Source organism: Aquamicrobium lusatiense (assembly GCF_014201615.1).
Taxonomy (GTDB): domain Bacteria; phylum Pseudomonadota; class Alphaproteobacteria; order Rhizobiales; family Rhizobiaceae; genus Mesorhizobium; species Mesorhizobium lusatiense.
On the sequence record NZ_JACHEU010000006.1, the window covers coordinates 96201 to 113211 of the forward strand.

15 protein-coding genes and 1 pseudogene are annotated in these 17011 nt (G+C 66.2%); 10 read left to right on the forward strand and 6 right to left on the reverse strand.

Annotated features, from left to right (window positions below; all coding sequences use genetic code 11):
- The first annotated feature begins 28 nt into the window (after nt 1–28).
- From dctP to HNR59_RS19610, 10 genes and pseudogenes are all read left to right on the forward strand, one after another.
- Entirely contained in the window at nt 29–1033 is a 1005-nt protein-coding gene (gene dctP, locus HNR59_RS19565) for a TRAP transporter substrate-binding protein DctP (protein WP_183832815.1), read from the forward strand.
- 19 nt (nt 1034–1052) lie between these two features.
- Nucleotides 1053–1568, forward strand: coding sequence for a TRAP transporter small permease (locus HNR59_RS19570; protein WP_183832817.1), 516 nt, complete (start codon nt 1053–1055; stop codon nt 1566–1568).
- Nucleotides 1565–2875, forward strand: coding sequence for a TRAP transporter large permease (locus HNR59_RS19575; RefSeq protein WP_183832819.1), 1311 nt, complete (start codon nt 1565–1567; stop codon nt 2873–2875). Before HNR59_RS19570 ends, HNR59_RS19575 begins: the two co-directional genes overlap by 4 nt.
- Before the next feature lie 83 nt (nt 2876–2958).
- Nucleotides 2959–3915, forward strand: coding sequence for a winged helix-turn-helix transcriptional regulator (locus tag HNR59_RS19580; RefSeq protein WP_183832821.1), 957 nt, complete (start codon nt 2959–2961; stop codon nt 3913–3915).
- Nucleotides 3916–4075: 160 nt separating this feature from the next.
- Complete coding sequence (locus tag HNR59_RS19585; RefSeq protein ID WP_183832823.1) at nt 4076–5020, forward strand: NAD(P)H-dependent flavin oxidoreductase; 945 nt, start codon at nt 4076–4078, stop codon at nt 5018–5020.
- 45 nt (nt 5021–5065) lie between these two features.
- Nucleotides 5066–6838: an acyl-CoA dehydrogenase family protein gene (locus HNR59_RS19590; protein WP_183832825.1), complete on the forward strand. Its 1773-nt coding sequence runs from the start codon at nt 5066–5068 to the stop codon at nt 6836–6838.
- Nucleotides 6835–7650: an SDR family NAD(P)-dependent oxidoreductase gene (locus tag HNR59_RS19595; RefSeq protein WP_183832827.1), complete on the forward strand. Its 816-nt coding sequence runs from the start codon at nt 6835–6837 to the stop codon at nt 7648–7650. The genes HNR59_RS19590 and HNR59_RS19595 overlap by 4 nt, the downstream gene beginning before the upstream one ends.
- Nucleotides 7647–8099, forward strand: a complete 453-nt coding sequence (locus tag HNR59_RS19600) for a MaoC family dehydratase (RefSeq protein ID WP_183832829.1) — start codon at nt 7647–7649, stop codon at nt 8097–8099. Before HNR59_RS19595 ends, HNR59_RS19600 begins: the two co-directional genes overlap by 4 nt.
- Nucleotides 8096–8971 (forward strand): SDR family NAD(P)-dependent oxidoreductase, encoded by an 876-nt coding sequence (locus HNR59_RS19605; protein ID WP_183832831.1) that lies wholly within the window; start codon nt 8096–8098, stop codon nt 8969–8971. Before HNR59_RS19600 ends, HNR59_RS19605 begins: the two co-directional genes overlap by 4 nt.
- A gap of 424 nt (nt 8972–9395) precedes the next feature.
- Nucleotides 9396–10553: pseudogene (locus HNR59_RS19610) on the forward strand (IS5 family transposase).
- On the opposite strand, the gene HNR59_RS19615 reads toward HNR59_RS19610, so the two are convergent.
- The 6 genes from HNR59_RS19615 to HNR59_RS19640 all read right to left on the reverse strand — a co-directional run bounded on the left by HNR59_RS19615 (nt 10454) and on the right by HNR59_RS19640 (nt 16011).
- A complete protein-coding gene (locus HNR59_RS19615; protein ID WP_183832833.1) occupies nt 10454–10837 on the reverse strand; it encodes a hypothetical protein in 384 nt (127 codons plus the stop codon). The pseudogene HNR59_RS19610 and the gene HNR59_RS19615 sit on opposite strands and share 100 nt — an antisense overlap.
- 45 nt (nt 10838–10882) lie before the next feature.
- Entirely contained in the window at nt 10883–11035 is a 153-nt protein-coding gene (locus HNR59_RS19620) for a hypothetical protein (protein ID WP_183832835.1), read from the reverse strand.
- Nucleotides 11036–11189: 154 nt separating this feature from the next.
- A complete protein-coding gene (locus tag HNR59_RS19625) occupies nt 11190–12089 on the reverse strand; it encodes an SDR family NAD(P)-dependent oxidoreductase (protein WP_183832837.1) in 900 nt (299 codons plus the stop codon).
- Between the two features lie 12 nt (nt 12090–12101).
- Complete coding sequence (locus HNR59_RS19630; RefSeq protein WP_210307466.1) at nt 12102–13040, reverse strand: DUF1295 domain-containing protein; 939 nt, start codon at nt 13038–13040, stop codon at nt 12102–12104.
- Entirely contained in the window at nt 13037–14878 is a 1842-nt protein-coding gene (locus HNR59_RS19635) for an AMP-binding protein (RefSeq protein ID WP_183832839.1), read from the reverse strand. The genes HNR59_RS19630 and HNR59_RS19635 overlap by 4 nt, the downstream gene beginning before the upstream one ends.
- Nucleotides 14879–15006: 128 nt before the next feature.
- A complete protein-coding gene (locus tag HNR59_RS19640) occupies nt 15007–16011 on the reverse strand; it encodes a TRAP transporter substrate-binding protein (protein ID WP_183832841.1) in 1005 nt (334 codons plus the stop codon).
- Nucleotides 16012–17011 lie beyond the last annotated feature (1000 nt).

Below are 17011 nucleotides of genomic sequence, written 5' to 3' on the forward strand. Positions count from 1 at the left end.
GGACAGCTCAATCGAATGGGAGGACACCATGACATCACTGAAAACCCTGCTGCTGGGCACGGCCCTGACCGGAGCAATCGGCCTGGCGGCACTGCCTGCGATGGCCCGCGAAATGACCGTTGCGACCTATCTTCCGGCCAACTCGTCCTTTGTCACGGACCTGCTCGAACCGCTGGCCGCCTGGATCAACGAACGCACCAACGGCGAGTTCTCGCTGGCGGTCTACGCCGGCGGCACGCTGGGCCGTGACCCGAGCCAGCAGGACCGCATCGTTTCGTCAGGGATCGCCGACCTGGCGGTCATCGTCCCGGGCCGGAACGCCGGCGCCTATCCCGACTGGGGCGTGTTCGAGCTGCCCGGACTGGCGCGTTCGGCCGAAGAGGGCAGCTATGCCGTCTGGCAGATGCACAACGACGGAAACCTGCGGACCGGCGACGACCTGCATCTGGTCGCGGCCTGGACCACCGACCCCTATATCTTCCACACCTCGGCCCCGATCACCGACCCGGCCGACGTTCAGGGCCTGCGCATTCGCGTCCTGGGCCAGACACAGACCGAATCCGTGCTGGCGATGGGCGGCGTGCCGCAGGGCGTCAGCATCACCGAAACACCCGAGGCGATCAGCCGCGGCACGCTGGATGGCGCGCTGGCGGATTGGTCGGTGTTCGACATCTTCCGCCTGGGCGAGGTCGCGCATTACAGCTACGAGATCCCGCTGGGCGTCCTGGCAATGGCGCTGGTGATGAACCCCGAAAGCTATGCCGAACTCTCGCCCGAGGGGCAGGCGGTCATGACCGAAGCCGGCGAGGAATGGCAGCGCCTGATGATCGCCTATTACGGCCGCGAGCGCGCGCGCATCCTCGAGACCTACACGGCGCGCGGTCATGTTATCAACGCTCCCACCGAAGAACAGATCGCCGGGATCGTCGAAGCAACCGCGGATCTGCGCGAACGCGTCGCCGGGGCTGCCGGTGACGGCGTGATGGCCGCCTATGAACAGGCGCTGATGGACCATCGCAGCGGCACGCGCTGAGCACAAAAGGGGGCTGGACATGAAATACGACCGGCTGGAGAGGCTCAGCATCGGGCTGAGCAGGCCGACCGCGCTGATCGGCATCCTTGGCTTGATGCTGATCGCGCTCATCACCGTCGCCTCGGTGGTGGCGCGGGCGGTCTTCAACTATCCGTTGATCTGGGCGCATGACGCGGCCAGCCTCCTGATCATCATCATTGTCGCCACCTGCTTTCCGACGGGTGTCATGTTGCGCAAGCATGTCGCCATCGAATTCCTGGGCGGCGCGCTGGGATCCCGTGCGCATCGCTGGCTGACCGCTTTCGGGGCGCTGGTCACGAGTGCCGCGCTCGCGGTTCTGGCCTGGCAGATGACGGTCATCGCCGGCCAGGAGACGGCGGGCCACGCCAGCACCGTTGTCGCCCGTATTCCCACCGGCCCGCTGTGGTGGCTGGCGGCGGTCATCGTCTGGGTCTCGGTGCCGATGCAGGGTCTCGTCACGCTTTTGATCATCACCGGCAAAGCCGCTCCCGCTGCGGATGGAGATCACGTATGAGCCCCGAAACCATCGGCCTTCTGGGTGTCGCCGCCCTGTTCCTGATGATCCTGACGCATGTGCCCATCGGCATTGCGATGGGCGTTTCGGGCGTGCTGACCTTTGGTCTTCTGCGCAACTGGTCAGCGGCTTTCGCCATCGTCGGAACCGAGGCCTCGACGGTCTTTGCCAGTCTGGAACTGGCAATCATTCCGCTGTTTCTAATCATGGGCAGCTTTGCCGCCTCGGGTGGCATGGGGCGCGACATCTATCGCCTCGCCTACGCCTTTCTCGGCCATTACCGCGGCGGGCTGGCGATGGCGACGATCGGCGGCTGCGCGGGTTTCGGCGCGGTCTGCGGCTCGTCCATCGCGACGGTCTCGACCATGACCCAGGTCTCTTACGGCGAAATGCGCCAGCGCGGCTATGCCCCGACCCTGTCGACGGGCAGCATCGCCGCGGGCGGAACATTGGGCATCCTGGTGCCCCCCTCGGTCATCATCGTGCTCTATGCCGTCCTATCCGAGCAATTCATCCTGACGCTCTTCACCGCAGCGCTGGTTCCGGCGGTGCTGGCGGTCGTCGGATACATGCTGTCGATCTGGGTCGTGGTCTCGCTCAACCCCGACGCGGGGCCGGCGGGCGAGAAATCGAGCTGGCGCGAAAGGGCGCAGGCCGTGCGCGAAAGCTGGGCGACCATCCTTCTGGCCGCGGTGGTCGCGGGCGGCATCTATTCGGGCCTGTTCACCGTCACCGAATCCGCGTCGATCGGTGCCATCCTGGCCGTGGTGATCGCCGTCGTGCGCGGCAAGACCAGCTGGGCCGTGTTCTGGCACAATCTCTACAGCACCGCCGCGACCAGCGCGATGCTCTATGTGATCCTGATCGGCGCCAGCGTGTTCAGCTATGCGCTGACCCTGTCGCGGCTGCCGTCCAACATGGTCGCCATCGTCGGCAATCTGGACGTGCCGCCGCTGATGATCGTCGCCGGGCTGATGGTCATCTACATCATCCTCGGGGCGCTGTTCGACACCGTCTCGGCGATGGTGCTGACAATGCCCTTCGTCTATCCGCTGATCCTGAACATGGGGATGGACCCGATCTGGTGGGGTATCGTCATGGTCATGGTCATCGAGATCGGCATGGTGACGCCGCCCATCGGGATCAATGCCCTGATCATGAAGTCGATGTTGCCACAGAGTAGTTTGCGCGACATCTACGTCGGGATCGTGCCCTTCCTGGTGTCGGATCTGATCCGGCTGACGCTGGTGATCCTGTTCCCGGCGCTGGTGCTGTGGCTGCCGACGCTTCTGGATCTGCCGCGCTGATTGGTGCCGGTTCCCGGGCCAGTTGCTTGACAAGGATGGGTATTTCCCGTGAACTTCGGCAATCCCCGCGAGAAAGGAAGCGCATGAGCCGCGAGCAGGAGGAAGCCCCCGGTGCGCCCGCCCTGGTGGCGAAATACTCGGTGGTGCGTGCCCTCGCCATTCTCGGTGATGCCTGGACGCTGCTGATCCTGCGCTCGGCGCTGGAGGGGACGCGCCGGTTCTCGGACTGGCAAAGCGACCTGGGCATCCCCAAGGCCGTTCTGGCCAACCGTCTGGACCGCCTGGTCGAGGCCCGCGTGTTCCGCAAGACCCCGGCCCATGAGGGCGGCAAGCGGATGGAATATGTCCTCGATGAAGCCGGGCTGGAGCTGTGGGAACCCCTCGCGGCCATCGTCCGCTGGTCGCGCCACTGGCAGAACCCCGGGAATGGCGCCACTCCGCTGTTTCGTCACACGCGCTGCGGCCATGCTTGCGACCTGATCCTCAGCTGCGATACCTGCGCCCAGCCTTTGAGCCCATTCAATACATTTGCTGAACCGGGACCAGGCCAGGGATATGAGCAGCGGGTGGAGCCTCATTCGCGCCGCCGCGCCAATTCCGCCGTCCGTCACGGCCCCGAGGCCCTGGGCTCGCCCGAGGCGCTGGCGCTGTTCGGCGACATGTGGGCGCCAGCGATCGTCGCCAGCGCTTTTCGCGGCGTCCGGCGGTTCAACGACCTCGTGGCCTATCTCCAGATCCCGCCGCTGGTCCTGTCGATGCGCTTGAAGGAATTGCTCGCCATCGGCGTCCTGACCCGCCGGTCGATCGAGGATAGCGAGCGCTATGAAGCCTTTCATCTGACCCGTAGTGGTCTGGAATTGTTTCCTTATATCTCGATGTTGGCGAAATGGGGCGACCGTTGGTGCGATGACGGGACCGGCGTCCCGCTGGTGTTTCACCACCGCAGCTGCGGCCATCAGTATTCCCCGGTCTATCGCTGCTCTGTCTGCGGCGAACGTATCAGCCGGACCGAGATCGAATTCCTCGACCATTCGGGCTGAACACCCGCCGAGGCGGCTGTTCAAGCCTCGTTGCCCCATCGCGGACTGCGCGGCGGGAAACGAGGATTGGCCATTGACCGCCCTCAAATGGTATGTTCTTTAAGTGTAGCTGAATGCTCTGGCATCACGGACTCTGACCGCTTTGAGAAAGGATCTCGGCATGACCGAACGCTTTGGATCTTCCGACTTGCGCGCAACATTGCTGGACCGGCTGGGCGCGACGATCCCGGCGATGGCGGCGCCGATGTTCCTGGTCTCGGGCGTGGCGCTGGTCTCGGCCGTCTGCGATGGCGGGATGGTCGGCGCCTTCCCCTCGCTCAACGCGCGCAGCACCGACGAGCTGCGCGATTGGCTGGCTCAGCTCAATGCCCGCGCCGGGGCGCCGGGGCGGGCGGCCTATGCGGTCAATCTGGTCACGCATCGCACCAACCCTCGCTTTTCCGCCGATCTCGAGGCCTGTGCCGAAGCGCGCGTGCCGCTGATCATCACCGCGCTCGGCAGCCCGGCCCCGGCGCTGGAGGCGGCGCATGGCTGGGGTGCCCTGGTCTTTGCCGATGTGAACTCGCCCAAACTGGCGCGCAAGGCGGTCGAGGCCGGTGCCGACGGGCTGATCCTGGTCTGCAACGGTGCTGGCGGGCATACCGGGCTGGTCTCGCCCTTTGCCTTCGTCGATGAGGTGCGCCGCTTCTTCGACGGCCCGCTGGTCGTCGCTGGTGGTATAAGCTCCGGCGGCGCGATCCGTGCCGTGCGCCAGATCGGCGGCGACCTGGCCTCGCTCGGGACGCGCTTCCTGGCCGCGGATGAAAGCCTGGCGGTCGACGATTTCAAGGAAATGGTCGTCGCCTCCAGCTATGACGACATCATCGCCACCGACGCCATCACCGGCGCCCTCGCGAACAAGCTGCGGCCAAGCCTGCTCCGCGCCGGGATCGACCCCGATACGCTGGTGTCCGGGCGCCCCTTCGATCTGAGCAAGATCGAGGGCAACACTAAGCGCTGGCGCGACCTGTGGTCCGCAGGGCATGGTGTCGGGGCGTCGTCACGGCGACAGCCCGCAGCGGATATCATACGCGAACTGAAAGCGGGCTATGGCGGCAGCCAATGACCTCGCATTTGCCGGGCAAGTCTTATCCATGACCGAGGATGCGCCGTGACCGACACCCTTCTGCCCGCTGATCTGGTCGATTTCCTGCTGTTCGACTGGCTGGAGCTGGAAAGCCTTCTGTCCCGCCCGCGATTCGCCGATCACGACCGCGAATCGGTGAGCGCGCTGCTGGGTCTGGCGGACCGCATCGCGCGCGAGGAATTCCTGCCGCATTACAAGACCGCCGATCAGGTCGAACCGCGCCTGACCGCCGAGGGGGATGTGGAGGTCCTGCCGCAGGCGGGTGAGGCGCTGCGCGCCTATGCCGAGGCCGGGTTCATGGCCGCGCCCTTCGCCACCGGGCATGGTGGGCTGGGCCTGCCCGAACTGGTGCATATGGCCGCGACCGGCAGCTTCTTTGCCGCCAATGTGACGACGGCGGGCTATGCGATGCTCACCGTCGGCAACGCTCGGCTGCTGGTCCACAACGCCAGCCCCGCGCAGATCGAGGCCTTCGTGCCCAAACAGCTGGACGGCAGCGCCTTCGGCACGATGTGCCTGTCCGAACCGCAGGCAGGCTCGTCGCTGGCCGATGTGCGCACCCGCGCCGTGGCCGAGGGGCAGGATGAGCTCGGCGCGCGCTACCGGCTGACCGGCAACAAGATGTGGATTTCGGGCGGGGATCAGAACATCTCGGCGACGATCCACCATCTGGTGCTGGCCAAGATCCCGGACGCCGACGGCACCCTGCCCGAAGGCACGCGGGGCCTGTCGCTGTTTCTGGTGCCGAAGCACCTTCCGGGTGGCGAGCGCAACGACATCGCCGTGGCCGGGCTGAACCACAAGATGGGCTATCGCGGCACCTCGAACTGCCTGCTGAACTTCGGCGAGGGCACGCGGTTCCGCCCGGGCGGGCAGGCGGGGGCGGTCGGCTGGCTGGTGGGCAAGCCGGGGCAGGGGCTGGCGATCATGTTCCACATGATGAACGAGGCCCGGCTGGGCGTCGGCATGGGCGCGGCCTCGATTGCGATGCGGGCGCAGGCGCTCTCCGTCGAATATGCCCGCACCCGCTTGCAGGGGCGGATCGATCCCGCCGGCGCCCCGGTCGCCATCGCCGCGCATGCCGATGTGGCGCGGATGCTGACCCGGCAGAGGGCGATTGCGGAGGCGGCGCTGTCGATCATCCTGTTTTGCGCCCGGCTGGTCGACGACCGCGACACCGCCGAGACGCCCGAGGCCCGCGCCCGGGCGGACCGGCTGCTGGGCCTGCTGACCCCGGCGGCGAAGACCTGGACCTCGGAATGGGGGCTGGAGGTCAACAGCATCGCCATCCAGATCCACGGCGGCTACGGCTATACCCGCGATTTCGATGTCGAACAGCTCTACCGCGACCAGCGGCTGAACCCGATTCACGAGGGCACGACCGGCATTCAGGGCCTCGATTTCGTCGGCCGCAAACTGCTGAAGGAAGGCGGCGCCGGGCTGGAGATGCTGGCCGAGCGCGTCGCCCGGACCCTTGAACGGGCGAAAGGGCAGGGGCTGGCCGGGGAAGGGCAGGCGCTTTCGGCCGCCTGGGACAAGTTCCTTGCCGTGCGCGAGGCGCTGCCGATGCTGCCCCGCGCCCATTGGATGGGCGTCGCGACCGAGGTGCTGGACGGTTTCGGGACGACGCTGGCCGCCTGGATGCTGCTGGATCAGGCGCTGGTCGCGGGCAGCGACGAGCGCCGCATCCTCGCGCAATTCTTCATCGCCTCGGAGCTGCCGCGCGCGCATCGCGGCTTCGACCTGGCCCTAGGCAACCCCGTTCCCCTGCTCGACTTCACCGGAGACGCCCCATGATCGACCCCGCCCGCCTGTTCGACCTGACCGGCAAGACCGCCCTTGTGACCGGCGGCGCCACCGGCCTCGGCCGCACCGCCGCCGAGGCGCTGCTGGCCGCCGGGGCGCGTCTCCTCATCGCTTCGCGCAAGGGGGATGCCTGCGTCGCCGTGGCCCGGGAATTGTCAGCGCTCGGCCCCTGCGAGGGCTTCGCGGGCGATGTCGGCACCGAAGCGGGGGTGGAGGCGCTGGCCAACGAGGTCGCCGCCCGCACCGACCGGCTGGACATCCTGATCAACAACGCCGGGGCGACCTGGGGCGAGCCCTTCGGCAGCCACGGGTTCAAGGCTTTCGACCGCGTGCTGTCGGTCAATGTGACGGGCCTCTTTGCCCTGACGCAACGGCTGATGCCGATGCTGATGGCGGCGGGCACCGCGGATGACCCGGCGCGGATCGTCAACATCGGCTCGGTCATGGGGACGATGCCCATCGCCGACGGCGCCTATTCCTATGCGGCCTCGAAAGCGGCGGTGCATCACCTGACGCGGATTCTGGCGAATGAATTCTCGGGCCGTCATGTCACCACGAATGCGATTGCCCCCGGCCCGTTCGAAACCAGGATGACCCGCTATTCGCTGGGCGACGCGGCGGGAAAATCCGCCGCCGCGGCCGTCGTCCCCATCGGCCGGATCGGGCGCGAGGACGACCTCGCCGGGAGCGTGCTGTTCCTGACCGGTCGCGGCGGGGCCTATATCTCGGGCGCGATCCTGCCGCTCGACGGCGGCATCTCGGCCAAGGCGCCGCTGCACATGTTCCGCGAGGACGAGGCATGAGCGCGCTGGCCGACCGGGTCGGTACGGTGTGGGGCACGTCGGACTGGGTGCTGCTGGATCAGGCCCGGATCGACGCCTTCGCCACGGTGACCGAGGATCACCAGCCGATCCATGTGGATCCGGTCCGTGCCGCCGCCAGCCTCTTCGGCGGCACCATCGCCCACGGCTTTCTCACCCTGTCGATGCTGAGCCGTCTGGCGGAGCAGGCGCTGCCGGTGCTGGGCGAGGTTCGTGAAAGCCTGAATTACGGTTTCGACAAGATCCGCTTTCTCAGCCCCGTCCCCTCGGGCGCGCGGATCCGCGCGGTCTTCACCCTGAACGCGGTCGAGGACAAGCCCGGCAACCGCCAGTTGCTGCGCCTCGCCGTCGCGGTCGAGGTCGAGGGCGCCGAGCGCCCGGCGCTGGTCGCCGACTGGCTGGTCATGCTGAATTTCGGAGAGAACGCATGAACAAGGATTTCGCGGGCCGCGTGGCCATCGTCACCGGCGCGGGCGCCGGACTGGGGCGCAGCCATGCGCTGGGTCTGGCGGCCGAAGGGGCGCGGGTCGCCCTGTTCGACCTGACCGCGCCGAATACCGTCGCCGAAGAGATCCGCGCCGCCGGTGGCGAGGCGCTGGCCCTTGCCTGCGACGTGGCCGACATGGCGGCGGTCGAGCGCGGCGTGGCCCAGGTGATGGACGCCTGGGGCCGCGTCGATGTGCTGGTGAACAACGCGGGGATCCTGCGCGACAAGACCTTCGCCAAGCTCACCCCGGCCGATTTCGCCCTGGTCCTGGCGGTGCATCTGACCGGCAGCTTCCATTGCACCAGGGCGGTCTGGGAGATCATGCGCGCCCAGGGCTACGGGCGGATCGTGCTGACCTCCTCGGCCTCGGGGATCTACGGCAATTTCGGCCAGTCGAACTATGGCGCGGCCAAGGCGGCGATGATCGGGCTGATGAACGTGCTGCATCTCGAGGGTGCGAAATACGACATCCGCGTCAACACCCTGGCCCCGACCGCCGCGACCGGCATGACCGAGGGGCTGATCACCGCCGAGGAAGCCGCGCTGCTGGCGCCTGAGACGGTGACGCCCGGGGTGCTGTACCTCACGCATGAGGACGCGCCGTCGCGGGTGATCCTGGGGGCCGGGGCAGGGGTCTTTGCCGTCACCCATATCGCCGAGACCGAAGGCGCCTGGCTGCCCCCGGCCGAGCGCACCGCCCGGGGAATCGCCGCTGCCATGGACCGGATCGCCGACCGGCAGGGCGAGGTGACGCATGGCTCGGCCCTGGACCAGACGCGAAAATTCGTCGAGATCGCCCGCAAGGCCGGGGCCTGATATTCTGCTCTGCTCTTGGGATTGCCCCAGATAGAACGGCCGTCGTTCTAGCAACGTGAAAGGGGCGATGTTGGGTTTTGGGCAGATGCCAGGCCAGACATCGCCCCAATCTATTTCCGGCCCGGCCCGGGCCAGCCAAGGCTTGCTTCGGCTAACCGGTCAGCTTCAGGAAGTCCCCGACAGCCAGTCCAGCACTATCCCTTCGTAAATATCGGGCTCCTCCGCAAAGCCACAAATGGCCAACGACGGGAATGATAAGGAGTTCGCTGCGCCCCACGAGTTCTTGCATCAGCTGCATCCCCGCCGCGCAACAGGCCGGGTCGAACCCGCCCGCGACCACTAGCAGGTTGCCGAAATGGTCCTGCCTCGACAACGATTTGAGAACATGATTGACCCTCTGCACGGTAAACGGCGGGGGGTGAAGATACGCGGGACCGACGAGACGAGCGGGTCGCTGTTCAGCTATGTTGATCTGGAGGTGCGCATCCCCGCGCGACACCCTTTGCGCAAGATCAGACAAGTCGTGAATGACGCGCTCGGCAGTCTCGATGCAGAGTTCGAGGCGCTTTACACCGATTTCTGGCGTCCCTCGATCCCGCCGGAGCGCCTGATCCGGGCGAGCTTGCTACAAATCCTGTTCTCGGTCCCCTCCGAGCGGCAGTTGATGGAGCAGATAGATTACAACCTGATGTTCCGCTGGTTCGTGGGGCTGGCCATCGACGATCCGGTCTGGGCTCCCACCGTGTCCACGAAGAACCGGGACCGGCTGCTGAGCACGGAGATGGCCGCGATCCTTGCGCATCGCGAGGTCGCGCCGCTGTTGTCGGACGACCACTTCTCGGTCAATGACACGCTGGTGAAAGCTTGGGCTTTGATGAAGAACTTCCAGCCAAAGGCCGAGGCCGCCCCGCCTGACGATGAGGGGCCAGGCGATCCCCCGGCCCTGGATGCCACGTTTGAGCCCGCGCCTTCCAATACTCCAACCAAGACCGACCCGATGCCCCGCAATTCCCACCGCCACCGCAATGCTGAGGTCGATTTCAAGGGCGAGAAGCGCTCGAACGCCACCCATGCCTCCACCACCGACCCCGACGCACGGCTCTACAAGAAATCTCCGGGCACCGGGGCGATGCTGTGTTTCGCCGGACATGCGTTGACGGGGAACCGCAACGGTCTGATCGTGCAAGGCGACCTGACCCAGGCCGACGGCCATGCCGAGCGCAAGGCCGCCCTCGATATGGTCCACTGCCATTCTCCCGGATCAACCCGGCGGCTGACGCTTGGGGCCGACAAGCGCTATGACGCAGGTGGGTTCGTTTCCGACCTCCGACAAGCCTGTGCGGCGCCGCACATCGCCCAGAAATCGCGAAATCCAGCAATCGATGGCCGAACCACCCGGCATGAGGGCTACGGCCAGTCCCAAATGCGCCGAGAACGGATTGAGGAGGCCTTTGGCTGAGCCAAGTCCGTAGGCGGCATGGCTCAGGCCATGTATCGCGGCGTCGAACGCGTCCGGTCGCGGTTCATCATGACAATGACTGCCAACAATCTCGCGAGACTGCCCCGGTTGCTGGCCGCATGAAGCGGTGAAACGGCCCCCAGCGCATTTACCAAACACGCCGCCCGGCCCTGATGAAGGAATAGCGTTCCGAAGCAGAGACTATTTCCGCGGCGTGCTTGGGTCGGCTCTTTCAGGGCTTCGAGAGCGGGCTGGCCGTCATAGAGCGTGATCGCGTTGAGCGAGGTGCGGAAGGTCTCGGTGCACATGCCAATGACGACCCCGAACACTTTGTCCACCAGGGGGCCGCTGGCGCCCTTGCCCATCATGTGGGCGATCAGCGGGCGGGCGTATTCCTGCACGGTCATGCCGCGCTCGATCGGGGCCAGCCGCTCGTCGAGGAAGGTCTGCTGTTATCCGGGCGAGCGGTTCGGCAGCCCCATCGACCCGGCGGACAGGATCAACCCGTTCACCTTGTCCTCGTAGTTGGTCAAGAGCGGGCCGATCAGCGCCCCCATCGAATTGCCCAGAACTACGTTCGTGGCCGTGTCTTCCTTGCGGATCATCGCCTACGCCGCGGCGGCGAAGGTCTCGATGGTTGCGGGTTCGATCACCGGCCTTTCGCCATAGCCGGGCGTGCCCCAGTCGGCCGAGGTCCTCCCCGGATGGCTGGCACGTCAATCGGCATGAGCCGCGCACCAGCCCCTGACAGTCGGCCGCTCAGTCCCCGATCGGGCTGCGCGGCTCCAACCCGCATTCCACCAGCAGCGTATCGAAGGCCCGGTTGGAACTGGAATGCGAGACGGCCGGTGCGACCGTCAGGCGCTCCATGAGGTCGGCAAAGCCCGTTTCGACGGCAAGGCTCGGGGTTTCAACGGCGTTGACCCGCCGAAACCGTCCGCCCCCGGCAACAAGGATTGCGCCGGTCACCGTGCAGGTCTCGCCTGCCAGCCAGACCACCAGCGGCGCGACCCGCTCGGGCGCGAACACCTCGGCCATCTCACCGCGGATATGTGCCGCGGTCATCTGCGTCTGAGCATAGGGTGAAACCCCGTTGACTAGGATTCCCCGCGCCCCCCCTTCCGCGGCGAGAGTGCGCACCAGGCTGTCGACGGCGCTCTTCGAGGCCCCGTAGGCGCTGAGGCCGTGCTGACCATAGCGCCCGGCACTCGAGCTGGTCAGGATCACCCGGCCATAGCCGTTTTCGCGCAGGACCGGCCAGGCGGCATGGACGAGATGCAGCGTTCCAAGGAAACCGACATCGAAGACCGCGCGGAACTCGGCCAGCGACAACTTGTGAAAGCTCGCAGCCTGCGGGGCTGCGGCATTGGCGATGAGGATATCGAGACGGCCAAAGGCATGCAGCGCCGCCTCGACCATGCGGGCACCGCTGTCCTCGGCCTCGACCGACGAATAGTCGGCAATGGCCGTGCCGCCGGCAGCGGCGATTTCCGCCACCACCCGGGCCGCCGAGGTCTCGTCGTCGGCCTGTCCGGGATGACGGCGGTTGTTGACTACCACCGCAGCCCCCGCCCGCGCCAGCGCCAGCGCATAGGCGCGCCCCAGCCCCTTGCCCGCGCCGGTCACAATCGCCACGCGGTCGGTAAGATCGGTTTGCATCACACCCCTCCGTCAGGAACGCGCGCGCCACAGACGCGGAAAGAACATCGGAACACGGCGCGCATACGCCTCGAAGGCCTCGCCACGCGTCTTGCGCATGTGGCGCTCGTTGCCCGGGGTGGCCGAGCCCCAGCCCATGAACCAGGTGACATAGAGCGGCCCGACGACGCTGACCCAACCCCAGGGATGCACCAGCGCGAACAGAAAATACCCCCACCACATCAGCGATTCACCAAAGTAGTTGGGGTGACGGGTATACCCCCAGAGGCCGCGATCCATAATCTGCCCCCGGTTGGCGGGATCGGCCTTGAAGGCGCTCATCTGGTGGTCGCCGACAGCCTGAAAAGCAAACCCGACGAGCCAGACCGCAACCCCGATCCAATCGGTCGGCTGCAGCGTCGCAACCCCGGCGATTCCCGCGAAGGCAAAGGGCGCGCACCAGATCCAGATGATCACCCCCTGCAGCATGTAGACCGAGAAAAAGCTCCAGACGGTCCAGCGGGGTCCAAAGCGCTTGCGAAGGCTGGCATAGGGCTCCTGCTCGACGGCGACATTCGTGCCGCGCACATGGAAAACCAACCGCACCATCCACAGCGCCATCAGGCCCAGAAGCACCGTCAGCCGCATGTTCACCTCTGACGTGGCCGCCAGAACGGTCGCCAGGGCGACGCCGAAGCTGAGAGCCGGATAGACCACATCCATGATGCTGTGATTGCGTAGCGCCTGACCGAGCGCCCAGCCCAGCGCACCCAGCACCACGACCGCCACCCCGCCGAACAGGTAGGCCCCAAGCGGCTCCCGAAGGCCGGGCGGACCCCATTGCGCAAGCGCCAGGACAACCCCCGGCAGCAGCATCTGCACATAGTTCCAGGTCCGGCCCCGCGCCTCGCGCGGCATCGCCAGCCGCCATGCAACGCCCAGCGCCAGCCAGGCAATCCATCCTGCGATCATTCCTGTCCCTCCTCCAAATTTCGGACATCCCGTGCCATGTCCCGCAACAGATTGCGCTGCACCTTCATCAGCGCGTTGCGGGGCAACGCATCGAGAAGCACCAACCGTTGCGGCAGTTTGAACACCGCCACGCGGCGCTCCTTGAGATAGGCCACGACATCGTCCAGCGAGACGCTGCGCCCGGGCCGCGGAACCACGGCAACGCCGACGATTTCGCCCAGACGGTCGTCATCGCAGCCAAAAAAGGCGGCCTCGGCAGCGGCATCAAAGCCGGCGATGATATCGTCGAGCTCGGCCGGCGCGATCTTCAGGCCGCCGCGGATGATGATATCCTTGTTGCGGCCGACGAACCGGTAGTAGCGCGCCATAGGGCCGGTTCCGGCGATCTCGAACAGATCCCCCGTCCGATAGCGCCCCCGCTGGTCAAAGGCCGCCGCCGTCAACGCGGGCTCGCCGGCATAGCCCAGAAAGATCCCCGGCCCGGCGATACGCAGCTCACCGGCCCTGTTCGGTTCGGTAATCTCGTCTCCGGTTGCGGGGTCGACCAGCTGCGTGGTGAAATCATGGGTCGGCGGAAAGGTCGGCCAGTCGAATTCGGGGCGTCCAAACCGTGGAAAATGGGTGGCGCGCAGCGCCGGGTCGGGCACTTCGCGCGGCGTGCTGAGCAGGCTGGTCCCCTCGTTCGATCCGAAGAAATTGACGATTTCGATGCCGAATTCGCGCTCGATCCCGTCGATCGCCCAGGCCGGGATCGCGGCCGAGCCGGTTCCCATCAGCCTGAGGCTGGACAGATCGGCATCGGCCCGCAGGGCCTCGTCTTTGAGCAGCGAGACAAAGAAGGCCGGGGGCATCAGGGTCATCGTCACGCGCTCGTCCCGGATCTGCCGGATGACCAGCGGAATATCGAGCGGGTGGTGCATGATCATCGTTCCGGCGATCACTAGCCAGGACATGAAACTGCCGCCGATCGCCGCCATGTTGACCAGCGGCCGGGTGTTCAGGATCACGTCGCCATCGCGCAGGGCGGCGCTGAAATACATGTTGCGCCCGGTGACGAACCAGTTGTTCGAGGTCCGCATCACCCCCTTGGCCTGCCCCTCGGTCCCCGAGGTCCAGCAGATCGTCGCGACATCGTCGGCATCGCGTGCGCCCACCGGAACCGGGCCTGCCGGGGCGGGTGCCGCCAGCAGATCCGCCGTTCGAAGCAGCGCACAGCTCAGCGCCTGGCACAACGGCTCGGCTTCGGCGGCGAGATCGCGGGATTTGAATCGCCCGGCCACGAACACCCGCGGCTTGAGCGTGTCGAGGACATGGCTGACCTCGTTTCGATCATATTGCACCAGCAGAGGGCTGGCGATGGCACCGGCGCGCAGGCAGGCCAGCAACAGCGCAACGGATTCGATGATGTTGGGCAGTTGGTAGACCACGACGTCACCGGGGGTGACGCCCCGGGACCGCAGCAACACCGTCAACCGCTCCACCTCGCGGTCGAGGGCGGCATAGGTCAGTCTGCGCGGCGCCCCTTCCGAAAACTCCGTCCGGTTCGGGGCATCGGCCAGCGCGAGGCGGTCCGGCAGGCGCTGTACATTGGCGCGAAACCGGGCTTCGATCGTTTCCGTCCCCCAAAGGCCGGCCTGATGGTAACGGTCGATCTGCGCTTGCGTTGGTCGCATGGAACGCCCCTCCCCGGGCGGCGCGCGGTGCGCGGTTCCTCTGTGTGTGTGTTCAACGTGCGCTTTGAGCCCGGCCCCATGCAGCCCGGCAAGGATGGCCGCGGCAAGGCCGCAACCCCTTCCTGCATGACGAGGCGGGCGGCGCCCCTGCCCGGACAGGGGCACGGGCACGCCGCTACAAGAGCACGCCCGAAACCCCGGTTATGCTGCTGCCAGACCTGCCGATCTTGCCCGGGCCGCCCCACCCCGGTCAGCCGTCAACGCGCCAGCAAGCCCCTCAGGAGGCGGCGCGGTCAGCGCGCACCGGCGCGATACGCGTCGAGCAGCCGACCGTAAGCGTCGAGCACCTCTTCGCCCACCACGGACCGCATGGACTCGCGCATCCCCGAGGTCACCTCGTTCACCGCGGCGATGTCGGCGTCGCTGGCCTGGGTGATCACATGGCCGCGCGCGACGCCCTCCTCGATGATCCGCGCCCGGTCGCGCCCGTAGAACTCGGCCAGCAGCCGCTGCCACTCTTCGCCGGCCTGGTCCAGCAGCGCCTGCCCTGCGGGCGACAATTCGGCATAGCTGTCGGGGTTCATCACCAGCGCCATCGCCAGCACGCCAAGTGGCATCGTATAGGTATAGTCGGCAACCTCGCCCAGCCGGAAGATATCATAGACCGCCCAGTCGGCCAGCGCGCCGTCCAGGGTGCCGCGGCTGATCGCTTCCGGGGCTTCGGTCATGCTCATCCCCTGCGGCACGCCGCCCAAGGCCAGCACCGACTCTGTCTGCGTCTGCCCCAGCACACGCATCCGCAGTCCCGCGACGTCGCCCGGGCCATTCACCGGCTCGGCGGTGTGGATAAGATAGGGATCCGTGGTCCAGACGGCGATGACATGCAGCGTGTCCCCGGTTTGCAAAATGCCTTCCTGGTGCAGTTGCCAGGCCGCATAGCTGCCCTCTTCGGCGCTGCGCGCCATACCCGGCAGTTCGAAGATGCGATAGTGCGGATAGGCGCCGGGATTGCGCGACGGAACGATTGCCGCCATGTCGGCGATCCCCGACGACACGATGCGATCCTGCTGGTTCGGATCCCGACCCAGCGTGCCGCCGGCATAGACCGTGATGGTGAATTCGCCATTGGCGCGCTCATTGATCCAGGCCACCAAGGGCTCTACCAGCTCAGTCACGAACGAGGAATTGGCCGGAATATAGGTCGCGAGGCTCATTTCCCGGGCCTGCGCCACAGACGCGGTCAGCGCCATGACGCCGGCAAGGGCCGCGCTCGCAAGCAGGGTCTTTAGTGCCATCATGATGTCCTCCGTTTGCCGGGACCGCCGGGATTGGCAGCAGGCAAGCCTCCTCCGACTCGCCCTTCCCCTCGCCATAAAGTCAAATAAACGAACCTTTGATGTCAACAGAATTATTTGCGAACGCGCGTAGTGATGCCGGGATTTCCCATAGCAGTCGCGCCATGCTGAGTAATTACGCCATGAGTCCACCAGAACCCCCCGCCGAACTCAGGCAATCATATGGTTTTTCTATTGTATCTAAATACATTCCGAACCGCAGCTTTCTCCGCGCGGCGTCGGCCAGCATCGGCACAGGGCGGCCCGCTGCCCCGAGCGGCGCGCGCCACTTGCATCGCGCGCAGCCTTGTCCGCGGACCAGCTGAAGTCACCCGCACCACCTCGCGCGTGCCCCCTGCCTCGAAAAGCGAGTGATGGATCTTCTGGCGTCAGGCTCCACCCGGATCAATAGAACTGGCGCCTTTCCTCGCGCGGCCCCTTGACCCGCGGCCCGTTCCGGCAGCGCGAAACACCCGGCGCCCGGATTTCGTTCCGGCCGAGCTAGGCGCCGAACAGCCTGAGAGATGGTACTCGGCCAGCTGCAGTCGTGGCAGGCCGAGTTGCGCGTTACCCACGATCTTCATCAGTCGCGCGACCATGCAGCGGGTGACCGGTCTCGGCTGCTAAATTCGCGGCATGAATACTGCGAAAGCAGGGTTTGTCAAACGATGGCAACGAGTTACATTAAGCAGCGAGCTTGGGGATTTGGCGTTCGACCAATCGCAAGTATCGTTGGTTGCACGCCCCCGCAACCAACGATAATTGCAAAACCTCCGCAGGCCCCGCCGCGGAGGTTTTTGCATTTCCGGCCCCATTCCGCAGAGATCGTCTGTTGCGCCCTCCCGCAACCAGTTTTGACACACTTGTGTGTCCGTTCTTTGACAATTGAATATGAAGAAAGAGAAGCGTGGGCGGCAGAGTTTAGCTTCCTCGGAGTGAAGGTTTCGGCCTTTGCGGTGATGAG

Bases quoted from the DNA above. Each gene is read 5' to 3' on its own strand.
- dctP (WP_183832815.1), top strand. From the start codon at position 29: ATGACATCACTGAAAACCCTGCTGCTGGGCACGGCCCTGACCGGAGCA.
- HNR59_RS19570 (WP_183832817.1), top strand. From the start codon at position 1,053: ATGAAATACGACCGGCTGGAGAGGCTCAGCATCGGGCTGAGCAGGCCG.
- HNR59_RS19575 (WP_183832819.1), top strand. From the start codon at position 1,565: ATGAGCCCCGAAACCATCGGCCTTCTGGGTGTCGCCGCCCTGTTCCTG.
- HNR59_RS19580 (WP_183832821.1), top strand. From the start codon at position 2,959: ATGAGCCGCGAGCAGGAGGAAGCCCCCGGTGCGCCCGCCCTGGTGGCG.
- HNR59_RS19585 (WP_183832823.1), top strand. From the start codon at position 4,076: ATGACCGAACGCTTTGGATCTTCCGACTTGCGCGCAACATTGCTGGAC.
- HNR59_RS19595 (WP_183832827.1), top strand. From the start codon at position 6,835: ATGATCGACCCCGCCCGCCTGTTCGACCTGACCGGCAAGACCGCCCTT.
- HNR59_RS19600 (WP_183832829.1), top strand. From the start codon at position 7,647: ATGAGCGCGCTGGCCGACCGGGTCGGTACGGTGTGGGGCACGTCGGAC.
- HNR59_RS19605 (WP_183832831.1), top strand. From the start codon at position 8,096: ATGAACAAGGATTTCGCGGGCCGCGTGGCCATCGTCACCGGCGCGGGC.
- HNR59_RS19615 (WP_183832833.1), bottom strand. From the start codon at position 10,837: ATGACCGTGCAGGAATACGCCCGCCCGCTGATCGCCCACATGATGGGC.
- HNR59_RS19620 (WP_183832835.1), bottom strand. From the start codon at position 11,035: ATGATCCGCAAGGAAGACACGGCCACGAACGTAGTTCTGGGCAATTCG.
- HNR59_RS19625 (WP_183832837.1), bottom strand. From the start codon at position 12,089: ATGCAAACCGATCTTACCGACCGCGTGGCGATTGTGACCGGCGCGGGC.
- HNR59_RS19630 (WP_210307466.1), bottom strand. From the start codon at position 13,040: ATGATCGCAGGATGGATTGCCTGGCTGGCGCTGGGCGTTGCATGGCGG.
- HNR59_RS19640 (WP_183832841.1), bottom strand. From the start codon at position 16,011: ATGATGGCACTAAAGACCCTGCTTGCGAGCGCGGCCCTTGCCGGCGTC.